27 protein-coding genes are annotated in these 25885 nt (G+C 68.7%); 14 read left to right on the top strand and 13 right to left on the bottom strand.

Annotated elements, in window-relative coordinates; all coding sequences use genetic code 11:
- Nucleotides 1-12: 12 nt before the first annotated feature.
- Entirely contained in the window at nucleotides 13-1200 is a 1188-nt protein-coding gene (locus tag ACWJI3_RS05285; protein ID WP_480203099.1) for an MFS transporter, read from the top strand.
- A complete protein-coding gene (locus ACWJI3_RS05280) occupies nucleotides 1197-2465 on the top strand; it encodes a chloride channel protein (protein ID WP_480203098.1) in 1269 nt (422 codons plus the stop codon). Before ACWJI3_RS05285 ends, ACWJI3_RS05280 begins: the two co-directional genes overlap by 4 nt.
- A gap of 5 nt (nucleotides 2466-2470) precedes the next feature.
- Here ACWJI3_RS05280 and ACWJI3_RS05275 read toward each other — a convergent pair whose 3' ends face one another.
- Nucleotides 2471-2911, bottom strand: a complete 441-nt coding sequence (locus ACWJI3_RS05275; RefSeq protein WP_480203097.1) for a hypothetical protein — start codon at nucleotides 2909-2911, stop codon at nucleotides 2471-2473.
- Nucleotides 2911-3222, bottom strand: coding sequence for a DUF3721 domain-containing protein (locus ACWJI3_RS05270; protein ID WP_233132873.1), 312 nt, complete (start codon nucleotides 3220-3222; stop codon nucleotides 2911-2913). The genes ACWJI3_RS05275 and ACWJI3_RS05270 overlap by 1 nt, the downstream gene beginning before the upstream one ends.
- 196 nt (nucleotides 3223-3418) lie before the next feature.
- On the opposite strand from ACWJI3_RS05270, the gene ACWJI3_RS05265 reads away from it, so the two are divergent.
- From ACWJI3_RS05265 to ACWJI3_RS05255, 3 genes are read left to right on the top strand one after another with little or no spacing between them, the layout of a single operon-like run.
- A complete protein-coding gene (locus ACWJI3_RS05265; RefSeq protein ID WP_480203096.1) occupies nucleotides 3419-4129 on the top strand; it encodes a class I SAM-dependent methyltransferase in 711 nt (236 codons plus the stop codon).
- Nucleotides 4126-4389, top strand: a complete 264-nt coding sequence (locus ACWJI3_RS05260; protein ID WP_255100412.1) for a MoaD/ThiS family protein — start codon at nucleotides 4126-4128, stop codon at nucleotides 4387-4389. Before ACWJI3_RS05265 ends, ACWJI3_RS05260 begins: the two co-directional genes overlap by 4 nt.
- A 5-nt stretch (nucleotides 4390-4394) precedes the next feature.
- Nucleotides 4395-4868 carry a molybdopterin synthase catalytic subunit gene (locus ACWJI3_RS05255; protein ID WP_480203095.1) on the top strand — a complete coding sequence of 158 codons (474 nt, stop codon included), beginning with the start codon at nucleotides 4395-4397 and terminating at the stop codon, nucleotides 4866-4868.
- Between the two features lie 9 nt (nucleotides 4869-4877).
- On the opposite strand, the gene ACWJI3_RS05250 is transcribed toward ACWJI3_RS05255, so the two are convergent.
- The 3 genes from ACWJI3_RS05250 to ACWJI3_RS05240 are packed head-to-tail and all read right to left on the bottom strand — an operon-like array spanning nucleotide 4878 to nucleotide 7242.
- Nucleotides 4878-6149: a molybdopterin molybdotransferase MoeA gene (locus tag ACWJI3_RS05250; RefSeq protein ID WP_480203094.1), complete on the bottom strand. Its 1272-nt coding sequence runs from the start codon at nucleotides 6147-6149 to the stop codon at nucleotides 4878-4880.
- Nucleotides 6150-6162: 13 nt separating this feature from the next.
- Nucleotides 6163-6678 carry a cyclic pyranopterin monophosphate synthase MoaC gene (gene moaC / locus ACWJI3_RS05245; protein ID WP_094511242.1) on the bottom strand — a complete coding sequence of 172 codons (516 nt, stop codon included), beginning with the start codon at nucleotides 6676-6678 and terminating at the stop codon, nucleotides 6163-6165.
- Between the two features lie 15 nt (nucleotides 6679-6693).
- A complete protein-coding gene (locus ACWJI3_RS05240) occupies nucleotides 6694-7242 on the bottom strand; it encodes a DM13 domain-containing protein (RefSeq protein ID WP_233132870.1) in 549 nt (182 codons plus the stop codon).
- Between the two features lie 30 nt (nucleotides 7243-7272).
- On the opposite strand from ACWJI3_RS05240, the gene ACWJI3_RS05235 reads away from it, so the two are divergent.
- The 8 genes from ACWJI3_RS05235 (at nucleotide 7273) to ACWJI3_RS05200 (ending at nucleotide 17223) form a co-directional block, all read left to right on the top strand.
- Nucleotides 7273-7869: a sigma-70 family RNA polymerase sigma factor gene (locus tag ACWJI3_RS05235; RefSeq protein ID WP_480203093.1), complete on the top strand. Its 597-nt coding sequence runs from the start codon at nucleotides 7273-7275 to the stop codon at nucleotides 7867-7869.
- Nucleotides 7866-8594, top strand: coding sequence for an anti-sigma factor domain-containing protein (locus ACWJI3_RS05230; protein ID WP_255100418.1), 729 nt, complete (start codon nucleotides 7866-7868; stop codon nucleotides 8592-8594). Before ACWJI3_RS05235 ends, ACWJI3_RS05230 begins: the two co-directional genes overlap by 4 nt.
- A 13-nt stretch (nucleotides 8595-8607) precedes the next feature.
- The gene (arsS, locus tag ACWJI3_RS05225) at nucleotides 8608-9606 is read left to right on the top strand and encodes an arsenosugar biosynthesis radical SAM (seleno)protein ArsS (protein WP_255100419.1); all 999 of its coding nucleotides are present in this window, start codon (nucleotides 8608-8610) and stop codon (nucleotides 9604-9606) included.
- On the top strand, nucleotides 9603-11825 hold the full coding sequence (locus ACWJI3_RS05220) for an FAD-dependent oxidoreductase (RefSeq protein WP_480203092.1): 2223 nt from the start codon (nucleotides 9603-9605) through the stop codon (nucleotides 11823-11825). The genes arsS and ACWJI3_RS05220 overlap by 4 nt, the downstream gene beginning before the upstream one ends.
- Before the next feature lie 43 nt (nucleotides 11826-11868).
- Complete coding sequence (locus ACWJI3_RS05215) at nucleotides 11869-13116, top strand: MFS transporter (RefSeq protein WP_255141491.1); 1248 nt, start codon at nucleotides 11869-11871, stop codon at nucleotides 13114-13116.
- A gap of 52 nt (nucleotides 13117-13168) precedes the next feature.
- Complete coding sequence (gene ppk1 / locus ACWJI3_RS05210) at nucleotides 13169-15313, top strand: polyphosphate kinase 1 (RefSeq protein ID WP_480203091.1); 2145 nt, start codon at nucleotides 13169-13171, stop codon at nucleotides 15311-15313.
- Nucleotides 15314-15532: 219 nt separating this feature from the next.
- Nucleotides 15533-16510, top strand: a complete 978-nt coding sequence (locus ACWJI3_RS05205; RefSeq protein ID WP_094511236.1) for an RpoD/SigA family RNA polymerase sigma factor — start codon at nucleotides 15533-15535, stop codon at nucleotides 16508-16510.
- 11 nt (nucleotides 16511-16521) lie between these two features.
- Complete coding sequence (locus ACWJI3_RS05200; RefSeq protein ID WP_480203364.1) at nucleotides 16522-17223, top strand: diacylglycerol/polyprenol kinase family protein; 702 nt, start codon at nucleotides 16522-16524, stop codon at nucleotides 17221-17223.
- Here the strand turns inward: ACWJI3_RS05200 and ACWJI3_RS05195 are convergent.
- Together ACWJI3_RS05195 and ACWJI3_RS05190 are read right to left on the bottom strand one after the other, a co-directional pair.
- Nucleotides 17214-17555, bottom strand: coding sequence for a hypothetical protein (locus ACWJI3_RS05195; protein WP_094511235.1), 342 nt, complete (start codon nucleotides 17553-17555; stop codon nucleotides 17214-17216). The two genes, ACWJI3_RS05200 and ACWJI3_RS05195, sit on opposite strands and share 10 nt — an antisense overlap.
- Nucleotides 17556-17687: 132 nt before the next feature.
- Nucleotides 17688-18776: a 3-deoxy-7-phosphoheptulonate synthase gene (locus ACWJI3_RS05190; protein ID WP_480203090.1), complete on the bottom strand. Its 1089-nt coding sequence runs from the start codon at nucleotides 18774-18776 to the stop codon at nucleotides 17688-17690.
- A gap of 154 nt (nucleotides 18777-18930) precedes the next feature.
- Here ACWJI3_RS05190 and acnB point away from each other — a divergent pair, with 154 nt between their 5' ends.
- The gene (acnB, locus tag ACWJI3_RS05185) at nucleotides 18931-21561 is read left to right on the top strand and encodes a bifunctional aconitate hydratase 2/2-methylisocitrate dehydratase (protein WP_480203089.1); all 2631 of its coding nucleotides are present in this window, start codon (nucleotides 18931-18933) and stop codon (nucleotides 21559-21561) included.
- Nucleotides 21562-21586: 25 nt separating this feature from the next.
- On the opposite strand, the gene ACWJI3_RS05180 is transcribed toward acnB, so the two are convergent.
- The 6 genes from ACWJI3_RS05180 to ACWJI3_RS05155 all read right to left on the bottom strand — a co-directional run bounded on the left by ACWJI3_RS05180 (nucleotide 21587) and on the right by ACWJI3_RS05155 (nucleotide 25653).
- Nucleotides 21587-21907, bottom strand: coding sequence for an NIPSNAP family protein (locus ACWJI3_RS05180; protein WP_255141494.1), 321 nt, complete (start codon nucleotides 21905-21907; stop codon nucleotides 21587-21589).
- 210 nt (nucleotides 21908-22117) lie between these two features.
- The gene (locus ACWJI3_RS05175) at nucleotides 22118-22399 is read right to left on the bottom strand and encodes a hypothetical protein (protein WP_480203088.1); all 282 of its coding nucleotides are present in this window, start codon (nucleotides 22397-22399) and stop codon (nucleotides 22118-22120) included.
- A gap of 250 nt (nucleotides 22400-22649) precedes the next feature.
- A complete protein-coding gene (locus tag ACWJI3_RS05170; protein ID WP_094511230.1) occupies nucleotides 22650-23492 on the bottom strand; it encodes an ABC transporter six-transmembrane domain-containing protein in 843 nt (280 codons plus the stop codon).
- 40 nt (nucleotides 23493-23532) lie between these two features.
- Complete coding sequence (locus ACWJI3_RS05165) at nucleotides 23533-23820, bottom strand: hypothetical protein (protein WP_480203087.1); 288 nt, start codon at nucleotides 23818-23820, stop codon at nucleotides 23533-23535.
- 49 nt (nucleotides 23821-23869) lie between these two features.
- On the bottom strand, nucleotides 23870-24760 hold the full coding sequence (locus ACWJI3_RS05160; RefSeq protein WP_480203086.1) for a DNA alkylation repair protein: 891 nt from the start codon (nucleotides 24758-24760) through the stop codon (nucleotides 23870-23872).
- Between the two features lie 26 nt (nucleotides 24761-24786).
- Complete coding sequence (locus tag ACWJI3_RS05155; protein ID WP_480203085.1) at nucleotides 24787-25653, bottom strand: alpha/beta fold hydrolase; 867 nt, start codon at nucleotides 25651-25653, stop codon at nucleotides 24787-24789.
- Between the last annotated feature and the right edge of the window lie 232 nt (nucleotides 25654-25885).

Here is a 25885-nt window from a genome sequence, read left to right as displayed (position 1 = left end):
GGGTGAGGGCGGATGAGCAACCTGGCCGTGATTCTGTACGTGTGTCTGGGTGCGGCGCTCGGCCAGACCGGCCTGTTCATCGATCTGCCCTCCCTGCCGCAGCTGGCCAGTGACTTCGGCGTCGATGCCGCCGCCACGCAAACCACCGTCACCGCCTACGCACTCGGCTACGGCGCCTCCCAACTGATCTGGGGGCCGCTCTCCGATCGGCACGGTCGCCGGCCGATCGCCCTGGCCGGGCTCTGGATGTTCATCACCGCCAGCCTGCTGCTGGCCGTGGTGCCGGGCTTCGAGCCGTTCCGGCTGCTGCGGGTGGTGCAGGGGATCGGGGCCGGCTGCGGCACCTCGGTGTCACGGGCGGCGCTGCGGGATGTGCTGAGCAACCGGGAGCTGGCGCGGGCGATGTCGTTCGCCAGCATCAGCTTCGCGCTGGCGCTCGGCTTCGCCCCCTTCGTGGGCGGTCTGATCGGGCGCGCCACCAGCTGGCGGGTGGATTTCCTGCTGGTGGCGGCGCTGGGGCTCGCCACCGCCCTCTACCTGGCCCGCGCCCTGCCTGAGTCGCTCAGCCGGGAGCTGGCGGCGGCCGCCACCCGTCCATCCGTGGCCGCGATCGGCCGCGGCTACCTGCGGCTCGCCGTGGATGCCCGTTTCCTGCTGCCGTCGCTGATCGCCACCGTCGCCACCGGCATGATCGCCCTGTACGACGCCGCCAGTCCCTTCATCTACGAGACGCGCTTCGGTTTCGACGCAGCGGGCTTCGGCTCCCTCTCGCTGGGGCTCACCGTGGCCTACATCGCCGGTGCGCTGATGGTGGTGCGGTTCGTGGTGGCCAGGGGGCAGCCGTGGCTGCTGCGCTTCGGGCTGGGGGCAATGCTGCTCGGTGGGCTGCTGATGGTGGGGCTGGGGCTGGGCGGCTGGTTCGACACTCTCTCCCTTTTCCTGCCGATGCTGGTGATCACCTTCGGCGCCAGTGTGCTGGTGCCGATCGGGCTGGCGATGCCGATGCAATCCTTTCCCGCCCAGGCCGGGCAGGCCTCCGCGCTCACCGGCTTCCTGCAGCAGGAGGGCACGGGGCTGCTGGTGCTGATCGCCACCGTGCTGCCCGCCAGCTCCCAGCTGCCGCTGGCGCTCACGCTGCTCGCCCTGGCGCTGGTGCTGGGGCTGCTGGTCCGCTCCTACACCCGCCTCACCCCGGCATGAACCGCTTCGCCTTCCCGCTCTGCCTGTTGCTGGCCGGTGTGCTGATCGGCCTGGCGGAACTGCCCTACCAATGGCTGTCGGAGCTGGGCTTCCGGCTGCAGCGGCTCTGGCCACTCGGCGGCGACGTGGCGCTGGATCCCCTGCTGGTGCTCGCACCGGCTGGGGCCACGCTGCTGTTTGTGCTGCTGGCCTGGGGGCCGCTGGCAGCTGGCCGGGGTGGTGGGCTCACCGGTGTGATGGCGCTGCAGACAGCCAGCAGCGACGCCGAGCGCGAGCGCGCCCTGGCCCCCCTGTCGCTGCGCCACCAGCTGGCCCGCCTGCCCCTGTTGGCCCTCACCCACCTGGCCGGGCTGAGCGTGGGCACCGAATCGCCCTCCGCCGCCCTCGGTGCAGCCCTGCTGCTGGCGCTGCGGCGCCGGCTGGTGCCACTGCAGCAGCTACCGCTGGCGCTCACCGCGGCGATCGGCGGTGGTGCCGGTCTCGGGGCCGCCTTCCGCTCCCCGCTGCTGGGTGCCGCCTACGCGCTCGAAGAGCTCAGCGCGGTGTCGGGCTTCAACCTGGTGATGCCCACCCTGGTGCTCGCCGGCATCGGCACCCTGTTCACCACCGGTCTGGGCCAGCCCGCCCGCCTGGCGGAAGGGGTGGCGGTGGCCATGGCGGCCGAGCTGCTGCCGCTGGCCCTGCTGATCACTGTGCTGGCGGCGCTGGTGGGGGTGGTGCTGGTGCGCCTGCTGGTGCCGCTGGCCCAGTGGCTCGGCCCCTGGCTGCGCTCCAGGGGGCTGCCGCTGGCGGTGGCGATCGCGGCGCTGTTCACGTTGCTGGCGGTGGCCAGCGGCGGCATCAGCCTCAATGACGGCTCGCTGGCGCTCGGCCCGGCCCTGGCCGGCACGGCCGACAGCCCCTGGTGGGCGCCGCTGCCGCGGCTGCTGGGGCCCCTGCTGAGCATCGCGATCGGTGCACCGGGCGGCCTGATGCACGACTCCATGAGCCTGGGGGCGGTGCTGGTGGGCCCCTGGCTGCAGCAGTTGCCGGCGGAGCAGCAGGCGGCGCTGGCCGCGGTCGCCGCCGCCGCGGCGTTCAGCGGCGCCTGCCGCACCCCGCTGTTCTGCGGCCTGTTCGTGTTCACGCTGCAGGGCAATGCCGCCGTGCTGCCCTGGCTGCTCACCGCCGCGGCGATCGCCGCCTCCATCGGCCGCTGGCTCGGCGGCATCAGCTGGAACGAAGCCCAGACCGAAGCCTTTCTGCGGGCAGGCGCCAAAGGCTGAGGCCGCTAGTGCGCGCCGTGGCCGCCGGGATGTTCGCTGCAGGGCATCCACATCTCGCCCATGGCATGGACGCCTTCGCAGCCAAGTTCCTTCGCCTTCTGCAGCGCCGTTTCCTTGCTGGGGTAGGCCATCAGGGCCGCGGGCGGCGGCGCGGCGCCGTGGTGATGGTGCACGCGCGCCGGGATCGGCCCCTGCCGGAATGGCCCCATGCCCTCAAGGCCCGTCCACCACACGCCCATCACATTGACGCCGGCCACGACCACCCCCATCCCCACCACGCAGAGGTTGATCACCCCCATGCCCACGGCCCCGAGGCTGATCACCCCCATCGGCACCACACCGATGCTCACCACCCCCATCGGCACGATGCCGATCGAAATGATCCCCAGGGGGGCGATGCCGATGGCCACCAGCTTCGGCTTGGCGCCGCACGCGGAGTCGCCCATCAATGCGAGTGACCGCCGTGCTGGCCGCCACTCTGTTGACCGCCTTTCTGGCTGCCGCCGGCGGGAGGGTGGCTGGCGCAGGCCATCCAGACGTTGCCCATGCGGTGGGCCCCCTTGCAACCGAAGCGAGGCGCTGCTGCCTCGGCCTCCTGCTGCGTAGCGAACACGGCCTGCACGCCCCCATCCTTGGCAGAGCTGGGGGTGCTGCCGGCCATCGCCGGGCCCGCGCCGCCCAACAGCAGGGTGAGACCCACGAGGGACAACATCCGCAGGCGCAAGCCGTCTCCGCAGACAACAAAGGATCCGCTCATCGAGGCTGACCAGGATTCATCGCAGGGCTGAATCTAGATAGGGCTGCCTATGGACCAACGGGCTGAGGGACGTGGGTGAGCAGCGAGATGGGAGGACCGCAGGCGGTGGACTCCCTCCGCTGCCATCGTGGTGGCGAACTGCCTGCGGACGCTTGCTCGCCGATCTGCGCCCTGCCGTGTCCCTGGACCTACCGGCATGAGCCTCTCCGCCAGCACTCCCCCCAACTGGGTCGATGACCGCACGGCGCTGGGGCGGCTGATTGCGGCGGTGCTGGCGGTGGAACCGCTGCGGCAGCTGCTGTTTCTGCAGGCGCGGCGCATGATGATCCGCACCGCCGAAACCCGGGGCATCCCCTGGCGGCAGCGCCGGGAGGAGTTGCGCCGCCAGGCGGAGCCGCTGCTGGAGGCCTGCACCAACCCGGCCACGCAGATCCCCACCTACCAGGAGGGCAACCTCTGCTGGCTGGCCGCCTGCGAAACCGAGCAGGCCACCGATTCCGTGGCCCTGCGGGTGTGGAAGCAGGAAAAGCAGCTCACGCCCGAAGCCGCCCAGGCACGCATGGGCGAGGCCATCGATGCCGCGATGGCGCCGAGCCTCCAGGCGCCGCTGCACGACGCGCTCGCCGACTGGCTGGAGCGGCACGGGCATGGCGACGTGCGGGTGAGCGGGCTCGATCTCTCCCCCCAGATGCTGGCGGTGGCGCGGGTGCGTGATGCCGGCGGGCGCGTCCATGCCATCCGCGCCATGCCGCCGCCGCTGGCAACCCTGCTCAAGAGCACTGAGCCCTACCTGGAGGACTACTTCCGCCTCGACCTGCCGGCGTCACTCACCGAGGCCGGTTTCGTGGGGTTGCGCCGCGTCGCCTCCGACCATCGCCACCGCGTGCTGGTGGCCACACGCCCGTGACCGCCAGCGTTAACGCCACTGTGATCACCGTGCGCCTGTTCGCCGCGCTCAGGGAGCAGGCCGGCTGGGCGGAGCGCCGTGTGGAGCTGCCCGCCGGCGCCCCGGCCCCCACCCCGGCGAGCCTGTGGCCGCAGCTGGGGCTGGGGGAGACGCTGCCGTCCCAGGTGCGGGTGGCCGTGAACCAGGTGTTCGCCGGGGTTCACCAGCCGCTCGCGCCCGGCGCCGAGGTGGCCTTCCTGCCACCGATCAGTGGGGGCTGAAGCCGGTGGCTGATCCGCTCCCCGACACCGGCGCCCTGCAGCTGCAGCTGCACCCGAAACCCTTCGACCCGCTCGTCACGCTCGCCGCCTGGCAGCGGAGCCTGGCGGCCGGCGGCGCCGAGCCCGCCGCCGCCGAAGCCCATTTCATCGGCCGGGTGCGGGGCATCACGGCGGCAGGGGCGCCGCTGGAGGCCCTGGAACTGGAGCACTATCCCGGCATGACGGAAGCGCAGATCACCCGCCTCGCCGCCGACTGCGCCCAGCGCCATGGCCTGCGGGCGGTGCGGGTGGATCACCGCGTGGGGCGGGTGCTGCCGGGGGACACGATCGTGCTGGTGGCAGTGAGCGCCGACCGCCGCGGCCCGGCCCAGCGCGGCGGCCAGGAGCTGCTCGAAGCGCTCAAGCACGAGGCCCCCTTCTGGAAGCGGGAGTGGAGCGGCGGCGTGGGCACCTGGGTGGCGGGCAACACGGCCTACTGAGCTAGGCGCTCAGAAGATCGGCAGGCGCAGCAGCTGGGCCCACAGCTCGCTGCCGGCCGCCAGCGTGCCCAGCTCGGCCGGGATCTCCAGCAGCAGGTCGGCGCCCTGGAGCGAACCGATGCGGGAGGAGGCCTGGCTGCCCTCCACCAACGCCAGCAGCTCTCCCTCCGGGCCCACCTGCAGCCGGGCGCGGGCCAGCTCGGGGCGGCCGGCTCCACGCTTGAGCTCCGCGGCCAGCCGCACCTTCAGGCGCGGCAACGGCTGCACCGGCGCCCCCTCCAGCACCTGCAACGCCGGCACCAGCAGCTGCAGGGCGGTGATCGCCGCGGCCACCGGATTGCCGGGCAGCCCGAACAACGGCACGGTGCCGTCTGCGCCGGGCCGCTGCAGATGCCCGAAGGCGAACGGGCGGCCGGGTTTGAGGAACAGCTTCCAGAAGCTCACCTGCCCCAGCTCCTCCAGCAGCGGCCGGATCCAGTCGCTGTCGCCCGCCGACACGCCCCCGGTGCTCACCACCACATCGCAGCTGGCGGCCAGCTCCAGCAGGACGGCGCGCAGGCGCTCAGGCGCATCGGCCACCACCCGCTGCTCGGCCACCTCCACCCCCAGGCGCGCCAGCAGCGCCGCCAGCAGGGTGCCGTTGCTCTCCCAGATCTGACCTGGCCCGCGCGGGCTGCCGGCCGGCACCAGCTCATCGCCGCTGATCAGCAGCCCCAGCCGGGGCCGGCGCCGCAGCGCCAGGGTCGCCACACCGCAGCTGGCCAGCCGGCCCAGGTCGGCGGGGCCCAGCCGCACCCCGGCGGCGAGCAGTTCCTGGCCGGGTGCGGCCTCTTCGGTGGCGGCGCGGATCCAGGGGTTGGGGCCCGCCTCTCGCACCAGGCTCAGGCGCTCGCCATCGGCCTCCACCAGCTCCTGGGGCAGCACCCGGCTGGCCTCCTCCGGCAGCGGCGCACCCGTGAGGATGCGGATCGCTTCCCCCTCCAGCAGCGGCGCGGCGTAGGGGGCGCCCGGCGCCGAGCGTCCCACCAGGCGCCAGGAGTGTCCCACCTGCGGGACACTGGCCGCGGCCAGGGCGTAGCCATCCATGATCGAGGCGCGGAAGCCCGGCACCGCTTCAGCCGCCAGCACCGGCGCCGCACTCACGCGGCCCAGGGCCTGCGCCAGCGGCAGCGTCTCGCTGCCGGCCAGGGGCGTGAGTGCGGCCAGCACCTGGCGGCGGGCCTCCTCCAACGGCAGGCCTTCGCGGGGGTAGGGCTCAAGCGGGGCCGCACTGTTGCTCATCGGGGGTGACGGCTCAGGAGGGCACGGCGCCGGGATGGGACCAGCTGCCGTGGCGTCCTCCCGTCTTGCTCAGCAGCCGCACCGGGCCGATGGTCATGGCCGGATCGGCGGATTTGACCATGTCGTAGAGGGTGAGCAGGCCCACCTGCACGGCAGTGAGCGCCTCCATCTCCACGCCGGTGGGGCCGGTGGTGCGGGCGGCGGCTTCCAGACGCAGGCCGCGGCCATCAGCGCTGGGCTCGATGCGCACCTCCAGGCCCGTGAGCGCGATCGGGTGGCAGAGGGGAATCAGCTCCCAGGTGCGCTTGGCGCCCTGGATCGCCGCCACCCGCGCCACCGCCAGCACATCCCCCTTGGCGGCGCGGCCTTCGAGCACCAGCGCCAGCACCGCCGGATCCATGGCGATGAAGCCCTCGGCCACGGCGCGGCGATCGCTGGCGGGACGGTCGCCCACCTCCACCATGTGCACCTCACCGCTGGCGTTGAGGTGGCTGAGCTGGGTCGGGGCCGCATCCATGGCGCCGATCATGGCGCCTCCGGGCGCCTATTTCGCGGGCTGGATCGGTGCCCAGGCCATGGTGGCGTTGAACTGGCGGCACCAGATCAGCACCGACTTCTGCTTGCTCAGATCGATCGAGGCGGGGATCACGTAGGTCTGGCCGCCCTTGCTGGCCTTGAGCGGCGCCAGCACCGTGTAGCTGCCGGGCTTGAGCGGGTAGGCAGGCGGCTTGCTGCCGGCCAGGGGGGTGGCCGAAGGGCTGAAGGCCACCTTGAGGTCGGGGGCCATGTCGTTGGTCTTGAAGTCCCTGCTGAGCATCAGCAGCCGCTTGCCACCCTCGTTCTTGATCACGAAGCCGCCGCTCACCGGTGCTTCGGCCTTGATGAAGGTGCCCCGTTGCTGCTGGGGCTCCATGGCCTGCGCCGCCAGCATGGTGGTGCCGCTGAGCACCAGCGCCGCGGCAGCGCGGCTGACGCTGGAAAGGGAAAACGTGATCACGGAACGTTCGAGGCCAAAGGGTGCGGAGGGGATACCGGTGACCGGCAGCGGCGGTTTGCCGGCCGCCGCTGACCAACGCCGCTGGCCCCGCCCCATCCGATCCGGGAGGTCAGCGGTATTCCCACCATGCCGTTCCGATCCACCCTCACCGTGCCCGTGAGCCGCTCCGAAGCGGAGGCCGCCGCCACGCCGCCCCTGCCTGCCGGCAGCGGGCAGCACCAGGATCTGGCCGCCCTTTACGACAGCTGCGGCGCGCCGGTCTACCGGCTGGCGCTGCGCCTGTGCCGCTCCCCGCAGGAAGCCGAGGACCTCTGCCACGACGTGTTCGTGCGCTACTGGCAGCAGGGCCGCTATGACCCGAAGCGCGGTCCGGTGCTGGCCTACCTGCTGCTGATGACCCGTTCGATGGCGTTCAACCGCATCCAGCAGCGCCAGAACCGCTGGCAGCTGGTGCAACGCTGGTCGTCCCAGCTGTTCCCGGCCGCCATGCGCAACCCGCAGGACTGCGCCGAGGCCGACGACCTGGCCGGGCGGGTGCGCTCCGCCCTGGAGACGATCCCCGCCAACCAGCGCCAGGTGCTGGAGATGGCCTATTACGAGGGCCTGAGCCAGTCGGCGATCGCCGAACGGCTGCAGTTGCCGCTCGGCACCGTGAAAACCCGCGCCCGGCAGGGGCTGATCCGCCTGCGGACGCTGCTGATCGATTTCCACCCCCAGCCATGAGCAGCGACCACCCGCTCAGCCACCACGACGCTGCAGGCGAACCACTCGACGTGGAGGCTCTGCTGGCCGGCCACGCGCTCGGCGACCTCGACGAAGCGGAGCGCGGCCAGCTGGCCAAACTCCTGCGCCAGCAACCTGCCCTGCGCCAGCGGCTCGATGAATTCAGCACCACCCTGGAGCTGCTGCCCCTGGCCTTGCCCGCCACCAGCACGCCGCCGGCTGCCCTGCGGCAGCGGCTGCTGGCGCGCCCGGCCACGCCACGTCTGCCAGGCCTGATCGCCGCCGCGCTCGGCCTCGGTCTGCTGGCGGTGGGCGTGCAGCTGCACCGCACCCAGACCCAACTGGCCCAGCTGCAGCAGCAACTGGCCACCAGCGGTGCGCCGCTCAGCGCGGTCAGCCGGCAGATGCCGCTGCGGGCCATGGCGGGCGCAGGCGCGGGCGCCGCCAGCGGCACGGTGATCGTCACCGGCAACCCCAGCCACAACATGCTGCTGGTGGACGGGTTGCCGCCGCCGCCGCCTGATCACACCTACCGGCTCTGGGCCAAGGTGAACGGCCGCCTGGTGGGCTGTGTGCCCTTCGTGCCCGACGCCAGGGGCCATGTGGCGATGCCGATTCCCACCTCCCCCACCAGCCAGGCCAGCAGCGTGTCGGTCAGCGTCGAGCCGCTCGGTGGCCACGGCGCCAGGCCCGCAGGCCGTCAGGTGCTCGGCGACACGATCTGACCCCAGCCGCGCGATGTCCGCCCCGTCCCCCAGCCCGATCCGGCCCGCCATGGCCGCCACCGCCTTCCCGGCGCTGCACCGCCAGGGGCTCGACACCCTGCAGGTGAACCTCACCTACCGCTGCAACCAGGCCTGCGTGCACTGCCATGTGAACGCCGGGCCCAGCCGCACCGAAAGCATGACGGCGGACACCCTGGCGCTGATCCCGCCGGTGCTGGCGGCACGCGCCGTGCGTTGCCTCGATCTCACCGGCGGCGCACCGGAGCTGCACCCCCAGTTCCGGGACCTGGTGCGCCGCGCCCGCGCCCTGGGGGTGGAGGTGATCGACCGCTGCAACCTGACGATCCTGCAGGAGCCGGGCCAGGAGGATCTGGCCGCCTTTCTGGCCGCAGAGGGGGTCACGGTGGTGGCATCACTGCCTTGCTATCTGCAGGACAACGTGGAGCGCCAGCGGGGCTCCGGCGTGTTCCGGCGCAGCATCGACGGCCTGCGCCAGCTCAATGCCCTCGGCTACGGCCAGCCGGGCACGGGCCTGGAGCTGAACCTGGTGTTCAACCCCCAGGGGCCGGTGCTGCCGCCGGAGCAGGAGCCGCTGGAGGCCGACTACCGGCGCGTGCTGGCGGCCGACCACGGCGTGGTGTTCAACCGCCTCTATGCCCTGGCGAACATGCCGGTGCAACGGTTCGCGGCGGTGCTGAGCGCCCAGGGGCAGCTGGAGGGCTACCTGGAGCTGCTGCGCCGCAGCCACCGCGACGCCAACCTGGAGCAGGTGATGTGCCGCCGGTTGATCAGCGTTGACTGGCAGGGCCATCTCTACGACTGTGATTTCAACCAGCAGCTGGGCCTGAGGCTCGCGGGCGATCCGGCCGCCGCGGCGGATCCCGCCGGTCGCCCCCACCTGCGTGACCTGCTGCGGCGTGACCCCAGCGGCGACCCGATCCAGGTGGCCGACCACTGCTTCGGCTGCACCGCCGGCAGCGGCTCCAGCTGCGGCGGGGCGCTGGCGGCTTGACGCGCACCGCCGCTGCGGGCGGCGCCTGGCGCTGGCTGCTGCTGCTGGCGCTGGCTGTGCTGGTGGCGCTGTTCTTCCTGCTGGACCTGCCCCAGGTGCTCAGCGTCGAAGGCCTGCGTGACGCCCGCACCGGCCTGCTGGCCTGGCGCCAGCAGGCCCCGCTCAGCGCCGCCGCCGCCTACGCCCTCGCCTATGTGCTGATCACCGGGCTCTCCCTGCCGGGCGCCGCCGTGCTGACCCTGGCCGGAGGGGCGGTGTTCGGGCTGGGGCTCGGCACCCTGCTGGTGTCGTTCGCCTCCAGCGCCGGCGCCACCATCGCCTTCCTGCTGGCCCGCACCCTGCTGCGCCAGCCGGTGCAGCAGCGTTTCGGCGCGCGGCTGGCGCCGATCGAGGCGGGCCTGCGCCGCGACGGGGTGCTCTACCTGCTCAGCCTGCGGCTGGTGCCCGTGGTTCCCTTCGTTCTGGTGAACCTGGTGATGGGGCTCACGCCGCTGCCCGTCCGCTCCTTTTATCTCGCCAGCCAGATCGGCATGCTGCCCGGCACCCTCGTCTACGTGAATGCCGGCACCCAGCTGGCGCAGCTGCGCGGCCTCGAGGGGATCCTCACGCCGCCGCTGCTGCTGTCGCTGGTGCTGCTGGGGGCCTTCCCCTGGCTGGCGCGGCTGGGGCTGGCGGGCTGGAAGCGCTGGAGGCTCTACCGCCCCTGGAGGCGGCCGGCCCGTTTCGATCGCAACCTGATCGTGATCGGCGCCGGCGTGGCGGGGTTGGTCACGGCTTACATCGCCGCCGCCGTGAAGGCGAAGGTGACCCTGATCGAAGCCGATCGCATGGGCGGCGACTGCCTCAACACCGGCTGCGTGCCCAGCAAGGCCCTGATCGCCACGGCCCGCCAGGCGGCGCGCATGCGCCGGGCGGATCGTTACGGCCTCACCCCCCACAACCCCAGCGTGTCGCTGCCGCTGGTGCTGGAGCGGGTGTTCGCCAAGGTGGCGGCGGTAGCCCCCCACGACAGCGCCGAGCGCTACGAAGGGCTGGGGGTGGAGGTGCTGCGCGGCCATGGCCGCCTGATCGACCCCTGGACCGTGGCGATCCGCAGGGGTGACGGCAGCGAGGAGCAGCGGCTCACGGCGCCGGCGATCGTGCTGGCCACCGGCGCCAGCCCGGTGCTGCCGGATCTGCCGGGCGCCGATGGGGTGGGCCTGCTCACCAGCGAAACCCTCTGGCAGGCCCTGCGCCACTGTCCACTGACGTCGCCGCGCCTCGTGGTGATGGGGGGCGGACCGGTGGGTTGTGAACTGGCCCAGGCTCTGGCCCGCCTGGGCGCCCGGGTCACCCTGCTGCAGCGGGGCCCGCAGCTGCTCAGCCGCGAAGACCCCGACGCCGCCGCGCTGGTGCTCCAGGCCCTGGAAGCCGATGGCGTGGAGGTGATCACCGGCTGCACAGTGCGTGGCTTCGAGCGGCGGCCACAAGACGCTGACGGCGGGCAGGCTGACGGCGGAGAGAAGGTGGTGCTGATCAGCACCGGCCCTGCCGAGGCGCCCGTGCACAGCGAACGGCTGTGCGATGAGGTGCTCTGCGCCATCGGCCGGCAGGCGCGGCTGAGCGGCTATGGCCTGGAGGAGCTGGGCATTCCCACCGGCCGCACGATCGACACCAACGGCGCGCTGCAGACCCTCTTCCCGAACATCTACGCCGCCGGCGATGTGGCCGGCCCCTGGCAGTTCACCCACACCGCCGCCCACCAGGCCTGGTACGCCAGTGTCAACGCCCTGTTCGCCCCGTTCCGCCGCTTTCAGGTCGATGGGCGGGTGATTCCGCGTACCACCTTCACCGATCCGGAAGTGGCCGGGGTGGGACTGAATGAAGCAGAGGCCGCCCGGCAGGGAGTGGCGGTGGAGATCACCCGCTTTCCGCTGCAGGAGCTGGATCGGGCGATCGTGGAAAGCGCCGAAACCGGCTTCGTGAAGGTGCTCACCCCGCCCGGCAGCGACAGGATCCTGGGGGTGACGATCGTGGCGGAGCAGGCCGGCGAACTGCTGGCGGAATTCGTGCTGGCGATGCGCTGGCGGCTCGGGCTCGGCCGCATCCTCTCCACCATCCACGCCTACCCCACCTTCTCGGAAGCCAGCAAGTACGCCGCCGGAGCCTGGAAACGGGCCCACGCCCCCCAGCGCACCCTGGCGCTGCTGCAACGCTTCCACAGCTGGCGCCGCGGCTAAGGGCTCCCATGGGAAGGTATGGGCACTGCCGCGCGTTGATGCCATGGGTTGGCCGCGCCCTTCCACCCGCTTCTGCGTCTTTCTCACCCTGCTGAACGACAGGCTGGGCGAGAGCATCGTGTTTCCGCTGCTGCCCTTTCTGCTGGCCAGCTTCACCAGCGATGGCCGCACGCTGGGGCTGCTGGCGGGCAGTTACGCCCTGGCCCAGTTCCTGTTCACGCCGCTGATCGGCGCCCTCAGCGACCGCTTCGGGCGGCGGCCCGTGATCGCCGGCTGTGTGGCCGGCTCGGTGCTCGGCCTGGGCGGTTTTGCGCTCACCCTGGCGGTGCCCTGGCCGGCGGGCAGTGCCTGGCCGCTGCCGCTGCTGTTCGTGGCGCGGCTGATCGATGGCGTGAGCGGCGGCACGGCCGCCACCGCCGGTGCCGTGCTGGCCGATATCAGCCCACCGGAGAAGCGGGCCAAGGCCTTCGGCCTGATCGGCGTGGCCTTCGGCGTGGGCTTCATGCTCGGCCCTGCCCTGGGGGGGCTGCTGGCGGAGATCAGCCTCACCCTGCCGTTGCTGGTGGCCGTGGCCGTGGCGGCGGTGAACCTGGTACTGGTGCTCACCGCCCTGCCAGAAACCCATCCGCCGGAAGCGCGCCAGGCGCTGCCGCGCAAGCGCGAGCTCAACCCGCTCAGCCAGCTGAGCAAGGTGTTCAGCAACCCGCAGGTGCGGCGCCTGTGCCTGGCCTTCTTCCTGTTCTTCCTGGCCTTCAACGGCTTCACCGCCGTGCTGGTGCTCTATTTCAAGGAGATGTTCGGCTGGGGGCCGGGCCTGTCGGCCGCGGCCTTCCTGGTGGTGGGCGTGGTGGCCACGCTGGTGCAGGGGGGCCTGATCGGGCCGCTGGTGAAGCGGTTCGGCGAATGGCGGCTCACGATGGCGGGGCTGGGCATGGTGATCGCCGGCACGCTGCTGGTGCCGTTGGCCACTCCCGCCACCGCCCAGCCGCTGGTGTTCATCGCGGTGGCGGTGCTGGCGGCGGGCACCGGTCTGGTCACCCCCAGCCTGCGCAGCCTGGTGTCGCGGCGGCTCGACAGCGGCGGCCAGGGCGCTGCCCTCGGCAGCCTGCAGGGTTTGCAGAGCCTGGGCAGCTTCATCGGCCCGCCGCTGGCGGGGGTGGCCTATGAACTGATCGGCGAAAAGAGCCCGTTCTGGTTGAGCATCGTGCTGCTGGCGGGTGTGGCGGTGCTGATTGCCTTCGGGCTACCCCAGGCCGGGGCGCAAAGGCAAGCAACCGCTGTACAGAAGTGATCCAGGTTGCTGGCTACGTTGGTGCCGGCAAAGATCCTGAGGGCAGTGGGTGATGCGTGAACCAGTGGTGGCCCCGGAGCTCTACATCAACCGGGAGCTGAGCTGGATCGCCTTCAACAGCCGGGTGCTGGCCCAGGCGCTCGACCCCCGCACGCCGTTGCTCGAACAGGCGAAATTCAGCGCCATTTTCAGCAACAACCTCGATGAATTCTTCATGGTGAGGGTGGCCTCGCTGAAGTCGCAGCTGGAGGCGGGTGTGGACACCCTCAGCGACGACGGTCTCACCCCGAAGCAGCAGCTGCAGGCGATTCATGAGCGGCTGCGGCCGCTGCTGGAACAGCAGCAGGCGCACTATCGCGGCCACATGAAGCGCAGCCTGGCGGAGCACGGCGTGCACCTGCTCGACTACCAGCGGCTCAACAAGGCCCAGAAACAGTGGGCCGACGACTACTTCAAGACGGCGATCTTTCCGGTGCTCACCCCGCTGGCTGTGGATCCGGCGCACCCGTTTCCGTTCATGAGCAACCTCAGCCTGAACGTGGCGGCGTTGATCCGCGATCCGGACACCGGCCAGCAGCAGTTCGCCCGGGTGAAGGTGCCGCAGAAGAACCTGCCGCGCTTCGTGGAGATTCCCACCGAGCTCAGCGGCCGCAACGCCAAGGACGTGGTGTATTGCGCCGTGCCGCTCGAGCAGGTGGTGGCCTTCAACCTGCAACTGCTGTTCCCCGGCATGACGATCGAGGGGCACTACTTCTTCCGCATCACCCGCGACGCCGACCTGGAACTGCGGGATCTGGAGGCGGACGATCTGATGGAGGCGCTGCAGGAAGGCCTGCGCAAGCGGCGGCGGGGTGGCGAGGTGGTGCGCCTGGAGGTGGCCGATGAGATGCCCGAGGAAGTGGTGGAGCAGCTGGTGGAAGCCACCGATGTGGAACCGGAAGACCTCTACCGGATCAATGGCCCCCTGGGCCTCGACGACCTGATGAGCCTGCTGGCCATTCCCCTGCCCCAGCTCAAGGACAAACCGCACATCGGCCGCACCAACGTGGCCCTGGCACGCACCCAGAAGAGCCGCCTGGAGGATGGCTCGCTCAAGGCCGAAGACTTCCAGAGCATCTTCGCGGTGCTGCGCCGCAACGACGTGCTGCTGCACCACCCCTACGACCTGTTCGCCACCTCGGTGGAGGAATTCATCAACCAGGCCGCCGATGACCCCTCGGTCATGGCGATCAAGATGACCCTCTACCGCACCTCCAAGAATTCGCCGATCATTTCGGCGCTGATCCGGGCGGCCGAGAACGGCAAGCAGGTGATGGCGCTGGTGGAGCTGAAGGCTCGCTTCGACGAGGACAACAACATCCAGTGGGCCCGTCAGCTGGAGCGCTCCGGCGTGCATGTGGTGTACGGGGTGCTCGGCCTCAAGACCCACACCAAGATCATGCTGGTGGTGCGCAAAGAGAAGGAGCGGTTGCGCAGCTACGTGCACATCGGCACCGGTAACTACAACTCCAAAACGTCCAGCCTCTACACCGACATCGGCCTGCTCTCGGCGAACGAGGACCTGGGCAAGGATCTGGTGGAGTTGTTCAATTACCTCACCGGCTTCTCCAAGCAGCAGAGCTTCCGCCGCCTGCTGGTGGCGCCGGTCACGCTACGCAAGGGCATGGAGGGGCTGATTCAGCGCGAGATCGACCATGCCCGCGCCGGCCTCGGCGGCTCGATCCGGGCAAAAATGAATTCGCTGGTGGATCCGCCGATCATCGCCCTGCTCTATGCGGCCTCCCAGGCCGGGGTCACTGTTGAGCTGGTGATCCGGGGCATGTGCAGCCTGCGTCCGGGCGTGCCCGGCGTGAGCGACAACATCAAGGTGGTGAGCGTGATCGGGCGATTTCTTGAGCACTCCCGCCTCTTCCGCTTCGGCAATGGCGGCGAGCCGGAAATGTATTTCGGCAGCGCCGACTGGATGCCCCGCAACCTGGATCGGCGGGTGGAAGCGGTGGCGCCGATCAAGGATCCGGTGCAGCTCCTGGTGCTGGATCGGCTGCTCGATACGTATCTCAATGACAATGTCGCCGCCTGGGACATGCAACCGGACGGCACCTTCATCCAACGGCAGGCGGAAGGGGAGGAGCATTGCGCCCAGCTGGATCTGATCAACGGCTGGCGCACTTCGCTGCAACCCGCGGCCAACGCCTGAGCCCGGATCAGGGTCTGCGCACAGCGGTGGCCGCTGCCCCTGGCGGGCGGCCGACACTCAACGTGGCGAAACGCAGGCCACCACAACAGCCACGCCGCACGCGAATAATTGAGAAACAAAGATGTGACGACTTATTTGTGGCGAAAGTAACCGATTCATTACCCTTTTATCGGTATGCCTCTGCTATGTTCCGGCCACAACTAGCAGGAGGCCGGGGTGATGGGGACACCTCCGCGATCCACATCTGCAGCTTCGGCTGCGGGCGGCGGCATCAAGCCACCGCCGCGGGTGGGTCAACAGCGGTCCAGTGGGCGCTTGAGCGTCGATTCGATCGGCTGGTATCTCAGCAACATCGGCCGTGTACCACTTCTTACGGCGGCTGAAGAGATTGAACTGGCGCATCACGTGCAGGGGATGAAACGCCTGCTCGAATTGCCTCCCGAGAGTCTCACCGTGCGGCAGCGGCACCAGATCCGCATGGGCACCCGTGCCCGCGACCGCATGATGGCCGCCAACCTGCGGCTGGTGGTGAGCGTCGCCAAGAAGTACCAGAACCAGGGCCTCGAGCTGCTCGATCTGGTGCAGGAAGGGGCGATCGGGCTGGAGCGCGCCGTCGATAAGTTCGATCCGGCCATGGGCTACAAGTTCTCCACCTATGCCTATTGGTGGATCCGCCAGGGCATGACCCGGGCGATCGACAACAGCGCCCGCACGATCCGGCTGCCGATCCACATCTCCGAGAAGCTCTCGAAGATGCGGCGCATCACCCGCGAGCTGTCGCACCGCTTCGGCCGCCAGCCCAACCGGCTGGAGCTGGCCCATGCCATGGGCATGGAGCCCCGTGAGCTGGAGGAGCTGATCGCCCAGAGCGCTCCCTGTGCCTCCCTCGACGCCCACGCCCGCGGCGAGGAAGACCGCAGCACCCTGGGTGAGCTGATCGCCGATCCGGCCAGCCACGAGCCCATGGACCACATGGACCGCAGCCTGCAGAAGGAGCACCTGGGCGCCTGGCTCTCCCAGCTCAATGAGCGGGAGCAGAAGATCCTCAAGCTGCGTTTCGGCCTGGAGGGCTCCGAGCCGCTCACGCTCGCCGAGATCGGCCGCGCGATCAATGTGTCGCGCGAACGGGTGCGCCAGCTGGAGGCCAAGGCGATCATGAAGCTGCGGCTGATGAGCAACTTCCAGCAGGCCGCCTGAGGCCCTTGGCGCTGCCGCTCTGGTGGGAGGGGCTGGACGAGGAATGGCGGCAGGCCCTCGGGGTTGCCGCCATTCTGTTGTGGCTGGCGCTGGTGGTGCTGCTGGCGTTGCAGACCCGGGCGCGCTGGCCGCAGCGGGCGGAGTGGAGCCGCAAGGTGCTGCACATCGGCACCGGACCTGTGGTGCTGATCGCCTGGGGGCTGGGAATCCAGCGCTGGATCGCCCTGCCGGCGGCGGCGGCGGTCACCGTGGCGGCGGCGCTGAACCACCGCTTCCGCCTGCTGCCGGCGGTGGAGGACGTGGGCCGCGCCAGCTACGGCACCGTGGCCTACGGCGCCGCCATCACCACCTTGCTGGCCCTGTTCTGGCCGCAGCGTAGTGATGCGGTGGCGGCCGGGGTGCTGGTGATGGCCTGCGGCGATGGGTTGGCGGGCCTGCTGGGGGCGTCGATCGCGTCGCCGAGCTGGACGATCGCCGGCCAGCGCAAATCACTGCTGGGCACTAGCGCGATGGGGCTGGTGAGCCTGGCGGTGCTGGCGGCCCTGCGGCTGGCCCTGCAGGCGGGCGGCGGGCTGGGCCCGTCGCTGCCGGCGCTGGTGGCGATCGCGGCGGCGGCGATGCTGCTGGAGCAGTTCGCCTTGCTGGGCATCGACAACCTGGCCGTGCCGGTGGCGGTGGGCCTGCTCTGGAGGTTGCTCGGCGCTCAGGCCTGAAGCATGCGCTCGCAGCGGTGGCGCCAGTCGTCGCGGGTGCCCAGGCCCGCCACGATCAGCCGGTCGCTGGGCTCCTCCCGCAGCCGCAGCTGCCACTGACGGATCACCTCGGCGCGCTCCATCCACACGTTCAGCACGGTGCGCTGAATGCCTTCAGGGTCCCAGCCCCGCTGCTGCGAGGAGGCCAGGGCCCAACCGAGCAAGTCGTCGAGCTGAAAGGGGCGGAAGCCGGCGAAGACGGGGCCGCTGTGGCCGGCGGCAGAAGATGTCTGCTCCAGATAGAACATCTGCAGCGGCTCTGACAATCCGCAGAATTGCAATAGATAAGACATACCGCCTTCCCTGCAACGTGGTGAAGGCAAATTAGGGAGATTCACTCCAGCGACTGTTCCAGCTGAACAGTTCGTTGCAGAGCATCAATCTGGCACTCACGATTAGAGAGTGCCAGCTACACAATCAGGTGGTCAGACCGCTGCCAGCACCTCGCCGGTGGGCGCCTGGCGCTGAGCCTCCTTCACCGCTTCGGCCAGGCCGGCGAGCACCTCGCGGGTGGTGTCCAGGTCGATGCAGGCATCGGTGATGCTCTGGCCATAGGTGAGCTGGGAGAGATCCGCCGGGATCTTCTGATTGCCCGCCACCAGGTGGCTTTCGATCATCACGCCCATCACCGGGCAGGCGGCCTGGCGCAGCTGCTCACCCACCTGAGTCAGCACCTGGCCCTGCAGGCGGTAGTCCTTGTTGGAGTTGCCGTGGCTGCAGTCCACCATCAGCCGCGCCGGCAAGCCGGCCTTGGCCAGCGAGGCCGCCGCCGCTGCCACCGCTTCCGGGTGGTAGTTGGTGCCGCCCTTGCCGCCGCGCAGCACCAGGTGGCCATCGGGGTTGCCGGTGGTGGACACGATCGCCGCATGGCCCTGGCGGCTGATGCCGAGGAAATGGTGCGGACGGGCGGCCGCCTCCATGGCGTTGATCGCCGTCATGACGCTGCCGTCGGTGCCGTTCTTGAAGCCGATCGGCATCGACAGGCCCGAAGCCATCTCGCGGTGCGTCTGGCTTTCGGTGGTGCGGGCGCCGATCGCCGTCCAGCTGATCAGATCGGCGATGTACTGGGGCACCACCGGATCGAGCAGCTCGGTGGCAGCGGGAAGGCCGAGCTCGGCGAGATGGAGCAACAGACCGCGCGCCAGGCGCAGGCCTGTGTTGATGTCGTAGCTGCTGTCGAGGTGGGGATCGTTGATCAGCCCCTTCCAGCCCACGGTGGTGCGCGGCTTCTCGAAGTACACCCGCATCACGATCTCCAGCTGATCGAGGTGCTCGGCCCGCACCCGGGCGATGGCAGCGGCGTACTCCTGGGCGGCTGTCACGTCGTGGACGGAGCAGGGCCCCACGATCACCAGCAGGCGCGAATCACGGCCGTGCAGGATTGCCTTGATGCGCTCGCGGGCGCCGGCCACCACCGCCGCCGCCGCTTCGCCGAGGGGCAGCTCCCGGTGCAGCACCGCCGGCGCCACCAGCGGCCGGGTCTCCACCACATGGAGGTCGGAGGTGGGGATCATGGCGGCAGGCGGAGGGGCGCTCGAAGACCCACCCTAGAAGCCGGCTGTCACGCCCCCTTACCGCCACCGTTCTGCAGCCGATGCCACCGTTGGCGGTCCGGCGGCCGCAAAGAATGGAAGCCTCCCGTACGTTCAAGGGATGACCCCTTCTCCTATGGCTTCGTCCCCCATCGCCGCCGCCGATCTGCTGGCCACCTACCGCACTGCCGCTGCGGAGCGTGAGGCCCTCGGCGTGCCGCCGCTGCCGCTCTCGGCCCCCCAGGCCCAGGCCCTCACCGAGTTGCTGGAGCAGCCGCCCGCCGGCGAGGAGGCGTTCCTGCTGGATCTGCTGAGCGAACGGATCCCACCGGGGGTGGATGAGGCGGCCTACGTCAAGGCGGGCTGGCTGAGTGCCGTGGCCCAGGGGCTGGCCACCAGTCCGCTGGTGGATCCGATCGCGGCCACCCGGCTGCTGGCCACGATGATCGGCGGCTACAACGTGGGGGCGCTGATCACGCTGCTGAGCCACGCCGATGCGGCGATCGCCGCCGAGGCCGCCACGGGGCTGAGCGGCACCCTGCTCGTCTACGACGCCTTCAACGACGTGCTGGAGCTGGCGGAGACCAACCCGTGGGCCAAGCAGGTGGTGGAGAGCTGGGCCGAGGCCGCCTGGTTCACCAAGAAGGCGCCGCTGGCGGAGGCGATCACCGTGACGGTGTTCAAGGTGGAGGGGGAAACCAACACCGACGACCTCTCGCCGGCCACCCACGCCACCACCCGCCCCGACATTCCCCTGCACGCCCAGGCGATGCTGGAGACGCGCCAACCCGGCGGCCTCGAGCAGATCACTGCTCTCAAGGCGAAAGGCCATCCGGTGGCCTATGTGGGCGATGTGGTGGGCACCGGCAGCTCGCGCAAATCGGCGATCAACTCGGTGCTGTGGCACACCGGCACCGACATTCCCCATGTGCCCAACAAGCGCTCCGGCGGGGTGATCCTGGGCGGCAAGATCGCGCCGATCTTCTTCAACACGGCCGAGGATTCCGGCGCCCTGCCGATCGAATGCGATGTGGCGGCGCTGAACACCGGCGATGTGATCACGATCCGCCCCTACGACGGCACGATCGAGCGCGCGGCGGGTGAAGCCGGCGCCGGCGAGATCGTGGCCCGCTTCGAGCTCAAGCCCAGCACGATCACCGATGAGGTGCGCGCCGGCGGCCGCATCCCGCTGCTGATCGGCCGCTCCCTGACCGACAAAGTGCGCGCCCGCCTGGGCCTGCCAGCCTCCGACCTGTTCATCCGTCCGGTGGCCCCCACCGACACCGGCAAGGGCTTCACCCTGGCCCAGAAGATGGTGGGCAAAGCCTGCGGCCTGGCCGGGGTGCGGCCCGGCACCAGCTGCGAACCGCTGATGACCACCGTGGGCTCGCAGGACACCACCGGGCCGATGACCCGCGACGAAATGAAGGAACTGGCCTGCCTGGGCTTCTCCTCCGACCTGGTGCTGCAGAGCTTCTGCCACACCGCCGCCTACCCGAAGCCGGTGGATCTCAAGACCCACGCCGAACTGCCCGATTTCATCAGCTCCCGCGGCGGCGTGGCGCTGCGCCCCGGCGACGGCATCATCCACAGCTGGCTCAACCGCATGCTGCTTCCAGACACGGTGGGCACCGGCGGTGACAGCCACACCCGCTTCCCGCTGGGCATCTCCTTCCCGGCCGGTTCGGGCCTGGTGGCCTTCGCCGCCGCGATCGGCGCCATGCCGCTCGACATGCCCGAATCGGTGCTGGTGCGCTTCAGCGGTTCGCTGCAGCCGGGCGTGACCCTGCGCGATGTGGTGAACGTGATCCCGTGGGTGGCGATCCAGAAGGGTCTGCTCACGGTGGCGAAAGCGGGCAAGAAGAACGTGTTCTCCGGCCGCATCCTTGAAATCGAAGGGCTGCCGGATCTCAAGCTCGAGCAGGCGTTTGAGTTGACGGACGCCTCCGCCGAACGCTCCTGTGCCGGCTGCACGATCAAGCTCTCGGAAGAGACGGTGGCGGAATACCTGCGCAGCAATGTGGCGCTGCTCAAGAACATGATCGCCAGGGGCTACAGCGATGCCCGCACCATGGCCCGCCGCATCCAGGCGATGGAGGCGTGGCTGGCGGATCCGCAGCTGCTGAGCGCCGATGCCGACGCCGAATACACCGAAGTGATCGAGATCAACCTCGATGAACTCACCGAACCGGTGCTGGCCTGCCCGAACGATCCCGACAACGTCAAGCTGCTGAGCGAGGTGGCGGGCGATCGGATCGATGAGGTGTTCATCGGCTCCTGCATGACCAACATCGGCCACTACCGCGCCGCCGCCACGGTGCTGGATGGGGCCGGCACCAGCGCCGCCCGCCTGTGGGTGTGCCCCCCCACCCGCATGGACGATGAGGTGCTGCGCGCCGAGGGTTACACCGCCAAGTTCGAAACCGCCGGCGCCCGCATGGAGCTGCCGGGCTGCTCGCTGTGCATGGGCAACCAGGCGCGGGTGGAGGACAACACCACGGTGTTCTCCACCAGCACGCGCAACTTCAACAACCGCCTCGGCAACGGCGCCCAGGTGTATCTGGGCAGCGCCGAACTGGCGGCCGTGTGCGCGCTGCTGGGCCGCATTCCCACGCCAGCCGAATACCTGGAGGTCGCGGCGGCCAAGATCGATCCCCTCTCCGACCAGCTCTACCGCTACCTCAACTTCGACCAGATCGACGGCTTCAGTGACGCCGGCCGCGTGGTGAGTGTGGAGGAGGAGGAGAAGGTGCTGGCGGGGGTCTGAGCGCTGGCAGGCTCGGGGCCTGCTCTCAGAGCGGCAGGAACTCTGTGAGCAGCTCCACCGAAAGCAGGCGCTCGGGGGAATCGGGCGTGGCCTCGAACAGCGCCCGCCATTCCGGGTTGCTGGCTTCGTAGGCCGTTCGGGCGCCGTAGGCGGCCATGTCGTCGTATTCGATGTGAAGGATCAGGCGCTCCGTGTCAGGCCCTGGCACGGAGCAGCGGAACAGCTTGAACGCCCGTGGCATCACAGGACTGGTGAACCGGGGCGAACCGGCCTGCGCCAGCTTCTCGAGAAAGTCGCCGGTGCGGCCCGGCTTCACTTCGTAAATGAAGCGAGCGAGGACTGTCATTGCGGCCAATGTCGAGATGGTCCGCTGAGCTTAAGCCGCAGGAAGAACGCAGGCCGTTGAAACGTTTACCGAAAGGATTGGATCCCCTCAAGACTGGAGGGTGAGTGACCAGGGGTAGGTGCAAGGAGAATCAACCGATCAGTTCAAGCACGAGAGGTCACACGCTTTTAGCGGATCCGAATGAAAAACGCCTCTCTTATCCATGAGGCACTAGATGGAATTGCTGATGCGTATAGCAGCAACGATGACGGGAGGAATTCCCAAAAACAGTGTCGAACACCACAGCCCCAGCACTGACCCACGTTTTGCACTGCACGCCAACGCCGTACCCCCCACGCCAACCAACGCCAATGCGAAGAGCAGAAAGACAACGGCATAGGCTATCTCGCCATCTCGAGAACTTGCCATTAGCGCCCATTGCACCATGAAGGCCAATCCAACCGTATCGATCGCAAGAAAGAACCAGCCCAACGCTTTGAGAGTTTTCGCCATGCAACCTGCTCCACGATACTCATGACTGATTCTTGCAAAAGCCGGTGCCGGCATGGCATGAATACCACGCAACCATCACACATACCCGCAGCCTGAGCCGCAAAGATGGAATGACGCAACATCGACACCGATGATCGCGGGCAACCGAACAGCTTGCTGAACAGACACGCTCCACGTCATGTCAGCAGCGCTCGAAAGGGGGTGCGATCCCATCCTCATCACTTCAGCCCATGCCGGGATCCATTGATGCTCAGCGTGCCAGTCGCGCCCGTATGTCCTGGAGCCGGGCGATGTTGTTCACGATCAACGGAGCGCTGTCGAGGCCCTCGAGGTAATCGAACACATAGGCGAGCACGGCATAGATGGCGCCGGCGCTGAACACCGGCGATCGGGTGAAGTCGATCAGCAGCACCACCAGCGCCACAATCGTGGCGAGCTCCGTCACGGTCCAGGTCCACGACTCGCTGTCGGAGAGCTGCACATGCCAGCGACGCACCCGGCCGAAGTGGCGACGCAGACGCAGCGGGCGCGCCGCCTCGATGTCGGCGATCTCGCGTTCGATCTGGTCGTTGAGGCCGCGATGCAAGCGCAGGGCGCGCCGCCAGTACCAGGCGTTGACGAGCCCCATCGGCAGCAGCACCGCCATGGCGATGAATCCCGCCTGGAGGTCGTAGGTGAACAGCATCACCAGCGAGCCCACCACGGTCACCACCTGGGAGAACATCGCCGGCACATCAGCCTCGAAGAAGCCGACCATGTCGCGCATCATCTCGACCCGCGCCGACACGATGCTCGTGCCGTGACCGAGGTGCTTCTGCTCAGCGACGGTGAGCACGGCGAGGCGGGCGTAGAGGCCCATGAAGACCCGGGTATCGAAGCGCTGCCGCACGAAGGCCGTGACCAGGTGCACGAGCCACACGGCGATCAGCGCCGAAAGGCCCCGGTAGCTGCCTTTCAGCAGCCCGTCCACCGCCCAGCCGGTGATGGCCGGATAGGCGAGCATGCAGAGGTTCTCCAGCAGCGTCAGGGTGTAGGTGCCGGCGATCGACAGCCGTTCACTGCGGGAGAGGGTGGAAAGGAGCGTCTGCGGCATCACCTGGCCCTGATGTCACCAGCCTGGCTGCTTCGGAGGCTCAGAGCCGCGACCAGCGCAGCAGGCTGATGCCCCCTAAGGCGATCGGCAGCAGTCCCGTCACCACCACGAACCAGGTGCCGTCGTCTGGCGCACCCATCAGAACCGCCTTGCCCTGGAGCAGCACCAGAGCGCCACCCAACACCGCCAACAGGCCAGCCACCATGACCCAAGCCAGGCGCCTACGGCCGGGGCGTGTCCGTGCCAAGGCCAGCAGCCCCAGGCCCAGGGGCAACGCGACCAGCACGTAGTGAACCACCAGAGGAACAAGGAAGGAGAAGAACGTCATCGCTCGGATGGCATGGCTGGGATGATGGCTCAGGCCATGGTGGAGCGCCTTACAACGCGCCGCCCTTGGCTGCTGCACGTATCTTCAGCGCACGTGCATCTCCCTGCTTGGCGGGATAACGAACCGCATGCCGAATCAGCCACTGCAGGTCAGCGGAGGCACCATCCCGCAACCAACGCTCACAGGTGGTAAAGACGAGTTCCGGATGGTCTTTGGCGATGTCCCCCAGGTGGTTGGCAACGCTGCGGCGGACGTACAGCGATGAATCGTTCTTCAGAGATTCAAGGATGGGAAGCGTTGGCCTCGGATCGGCCACAAACGAAGGAATGCGTTTCCCCCAAGGGAGCCTTGGCCGCGTCCCCTCGCTGCAGAGGCGCCTTACATGCGGATTAGGGTCGGTGATCCACTGATCAACCTTCTCCAGAGTGCGCGTCTGCTGCTGGATCAGAAACGTGCGGATGGCGAATTCCGAGGTGAACCGCATGGTGAGGGCATGCAAAGCCAGCATCGACGTGTCAAAAGGGTCGTTGCCACTGCTGTGTTGGACATCCTGCCCGTACTCAGAAATAAAGAAGCTGTGTGGAAGATAGAAGAAGCCTGCCAGCCCCATCTCTTCTGCTGCTGACTTCTCCGGCGTCAACGACGCCATGAGGACCTGAACAGCCTCCTCGTAGTTCCCAGGCAGGACGTCACGAAGCGCCCTGGCGATATGCACTCCACGCTGCATGATGGCCAACGGCTCAATGCCTGCCAGGGCGGATTCGCAGAATCGGCGAACCGGAAAGTCTGCATCAACAATCTGCAGGTTGGTCGCCAGGCACTCAATGGCCTCCTGGCCCAGCAGGTGCTTGAGAGGCGTGCCCTTCTGAATGGATCGGGGCGCTGCAGGGATCGTGGGTACGCGAGGCGTCATCAAGGCCCGATCAATGCCAAGGCCCATCGAGATGGGCCATCGGCTGTGTGGTGTCAGGTTGGCGCCTTGGCAAGATCGCTGGCCACCTGAGCAAGAATCTCGTTCGCATGGCTGATAGCAATGAAGTGGCCTCCTCCGCTGATGGAACGCCAGATGGCACCAGGGGTCTTGTCCGCCACCATCCGATTGATGGGTTCAGGCACCAGTTTGTCATCAGTTCCCTGCCAGAAGTGGACCGGACGCGTCACTTTGGTCATGTCAAACGGCCAAGCCTCGTAGAGCATCGTGGCGTCAGCGACAAGCCCCTCAACGCCCTGCCGAAAGCATTCCCGTGATGCCTCCAGAAAGGATTGACAGACCTGCTCATCTGCCAGGACCTCCTGATCAGAGACACCCATCGACTTCCTCAGAGCCTGCAGATAGTTGGCTTCAAAGTGGGTAGCACTCAATCCAAGCAGTTCATACATGAGCCTGAAGCCAGGCTGGAAGTGCAACGCGAGGCGCCCACCAAGCGCATCCACGCTACTTTGGTACTTGACGGCCCAGTTATCTCCAAACGTTCCGTAGCTGGCACCAGCAATGCATGTGACATGGGCAAGGCGACCAGGGTCTAGATAGGCTGCGGCGGCAAGAGCCCACGGACCCCCTTCAGACCAGCCGGTCACCGCGAACTGCTGTGCACCCAAGGAATCAGCCAACGTCTGGAGGTCGTTTGCCCATGACGCGAAGGTGCGGCCCGGCTGAAGATCGGACCCACCGATACCAGGCCGGTCAACACAGACAAACCTCAGCCCATGGGCACTTGCACAGGAATCGAAGAGCAAGGCCTCCAAGCGGCTGGATGGCCCTCCGTGATTATGGATGACAAGTGGTCCGCCATCGTCACCCGTTTCAAGATAAGCCAGCGTTCGGCTCCCCACTCGGGCAACTCCTTCACGTGCCAACGTCTCTTCCTCTATTGACCCTCTCCAGTTTAGTGGGAGTTAACACCTCAAACCAACGCTCACCATCACCTGGCTTCGAGATTGCTCACGTCGTCATGAGCGGCATGCTTCATTCCTATGCCCAGATTCAACAGTTCAGCGCCGGATCTGTTTGGTGCCGGCAGCATTCCCTCAAGGGTGATCGGCTCCGTTGCGGCGTGTCGATAGC

The sequence above is a fragment of the Marcopretia estuarina LEGE 06307 genome, from assembly GCF_056633115.1.
This window is presented reverse-complemented; position numbering and strand designations above follow the sequence as displayed.

Bases quoted from the DNA above. Each gene is read 5' to 3' on its own strand.
- ACWJI3_RS05285 (WP_480203099.1), top strand. From the start codon at position 13: ATGAGCAACCTGGCCGTGATTCTGTACGTGTGTCTGGGTGCGGCGCTC.
- ACWJI3_RS05280 (WP_480203098.1), top strand. From the start codon at position 1,197: ATGAACCGCTTCGCCTTCCCGCTCTGCCTGTTGCTGGCCGGTGTGCTG.
- ACWJI3_RS05275 (WP_480203097.1), bottom strand. From the start codon at position 2,911: ATGGGCGACTCCGCGTGCGGCGCCAAGCCGAAGCTGGTGGCCATCGGC.
- ACWJI3_RS05270 (WP_233132873.1), bottom strand. From the start codon at position 3,222: ATGAGCGGATCCTTTGTTGTCTGCGGAGACGGCTTGCGCCTGCGGATG.
- ACWJI3_RS05265 (WP_480203096.1), top strand. From the start codon at position 3,419: ATGAGCCTCTCCGCCAGCACTCCCCCCAACTGGGTCGATGACCGCACG.
- ACWJI3_RS05250 (WP_480203094.1), bottom strand. From the start codon at position 6,149: ATGAGCAACAGTGCGGCCCCGCTTGAGCCCTACCCCCGCGAAGGCCTG.
- moaC (WP_094511242.1), bottom strand. From the start codon at position 6,678: ATGATCGGCGCCATGGATGCGGCCCCGACCCAGCTCAGCCACCTCAAC.
- ACWJI3_RS05240 (WP_233132870.1), bottom strand. From the start codon at position 7,242: ATGGGGCGGGGCCAGCGGCGTTGGTCAGCGGCGGCCGGCAAACCGCCG.
- ACWJI3_RS05235 (WP_480203093.1), top strand. From the start codon at position 7,273: ATGCCGTTCCGATCCACCCTCACCGTGCCCGTGAGCCGCTCCGAAGCG.
- ACWJI3_RS05230 (WP_255100418.1), top strand. From the start codon at position 7,866: ATGAGCAGCGACCACCCGCTCAGCCACCACGACGCTGCAGGCGAACCA.
- arsS (WP_255100419.1), top strand. From the start codon at position 8,608: ATGTCCGCCCCGTCCCCCAGCCCGATCCGGCCCGCCATGGCCGCCACC.
- ACWJI3_RS05215 (WP_255141491.1), top strand. From the start codon at position 11,869: ATGGGTTGGCCGCGCCCTTCCACCCGCTTCTGCGTCTTTCTCACCCTG.
- ppk1 (WP_480203091.1), top strand. From the start codon at position 13,169: ATGCGTGAACCAGTGGTGGCCCCGGAGCTCTACATCAACCGGGAGCTG.
- ACWJI3_RS05205 (WP_094511236.1), top strand. From the start codon at position 15,533: ATGGGGACACCTCCGCGATCCACATCTGCAGCTTCGGCTGCGGGCGGC.
- ACWJI3_RS05195 (WP_094511235.1), bottom strand. From the start codon at position 17,555: ATGTCTTATCTATTGCAATTCTGCGGATTGTCAGAGCCGCTGCAGATG.
- ACWJI3_RS05190 (WP_480203090.1), bottom strand. From the start codon at position 18,776: ATGATCCCCACCTCCGACCTCCATGTGGTGGAGACCCGGCCGCTGGTG.
- acnB (WP_480203089.1), top strand. From the start codon at position 18,931: ATGGCTTCGTCCCCCATCGCCGCCGCCGATCTGCTGGCCACCTACCGC.
- ACWJI3_RS05180 (WP_255141494.1), bottom strand. From the start codon at position 21,907: ATGACAGTCCTCGCTCGCTTCATTTACGAAGTGAAGCCGGGCCGCACC.
- ACWJI3_RS05175 (WP_480203088.1), bottom strand. From the start codon at position 22,399: ATGGCGAAAACTCTCAAAGCGTTGGGCTGGTTCTTTCTTGCGATCGAT.
- ACWJI3_RS05170 (WP_094511230.1), bottom strand. From the start codon at position 23,492: ATGCCGCAGACGCTCCTTTCCACCCTCTCCCGCAGTGAACGGCTGTCG.
- ACWJI3_RS05165 (WP_480203087.1), bottom strand. From the start codon at position 23,820: ATGACGTTCTTCTCCTTCCTTGTTCCTCTGGTGGTTCACTACGTGCTG.
- ACWJI3_RS05160 (WP_480203086.1), bottom strand. From the start codon at position 24,760: ATGGGCCTTGGCATTGATCGGGCCTTGATGACGCCTCGCGTACCCACG.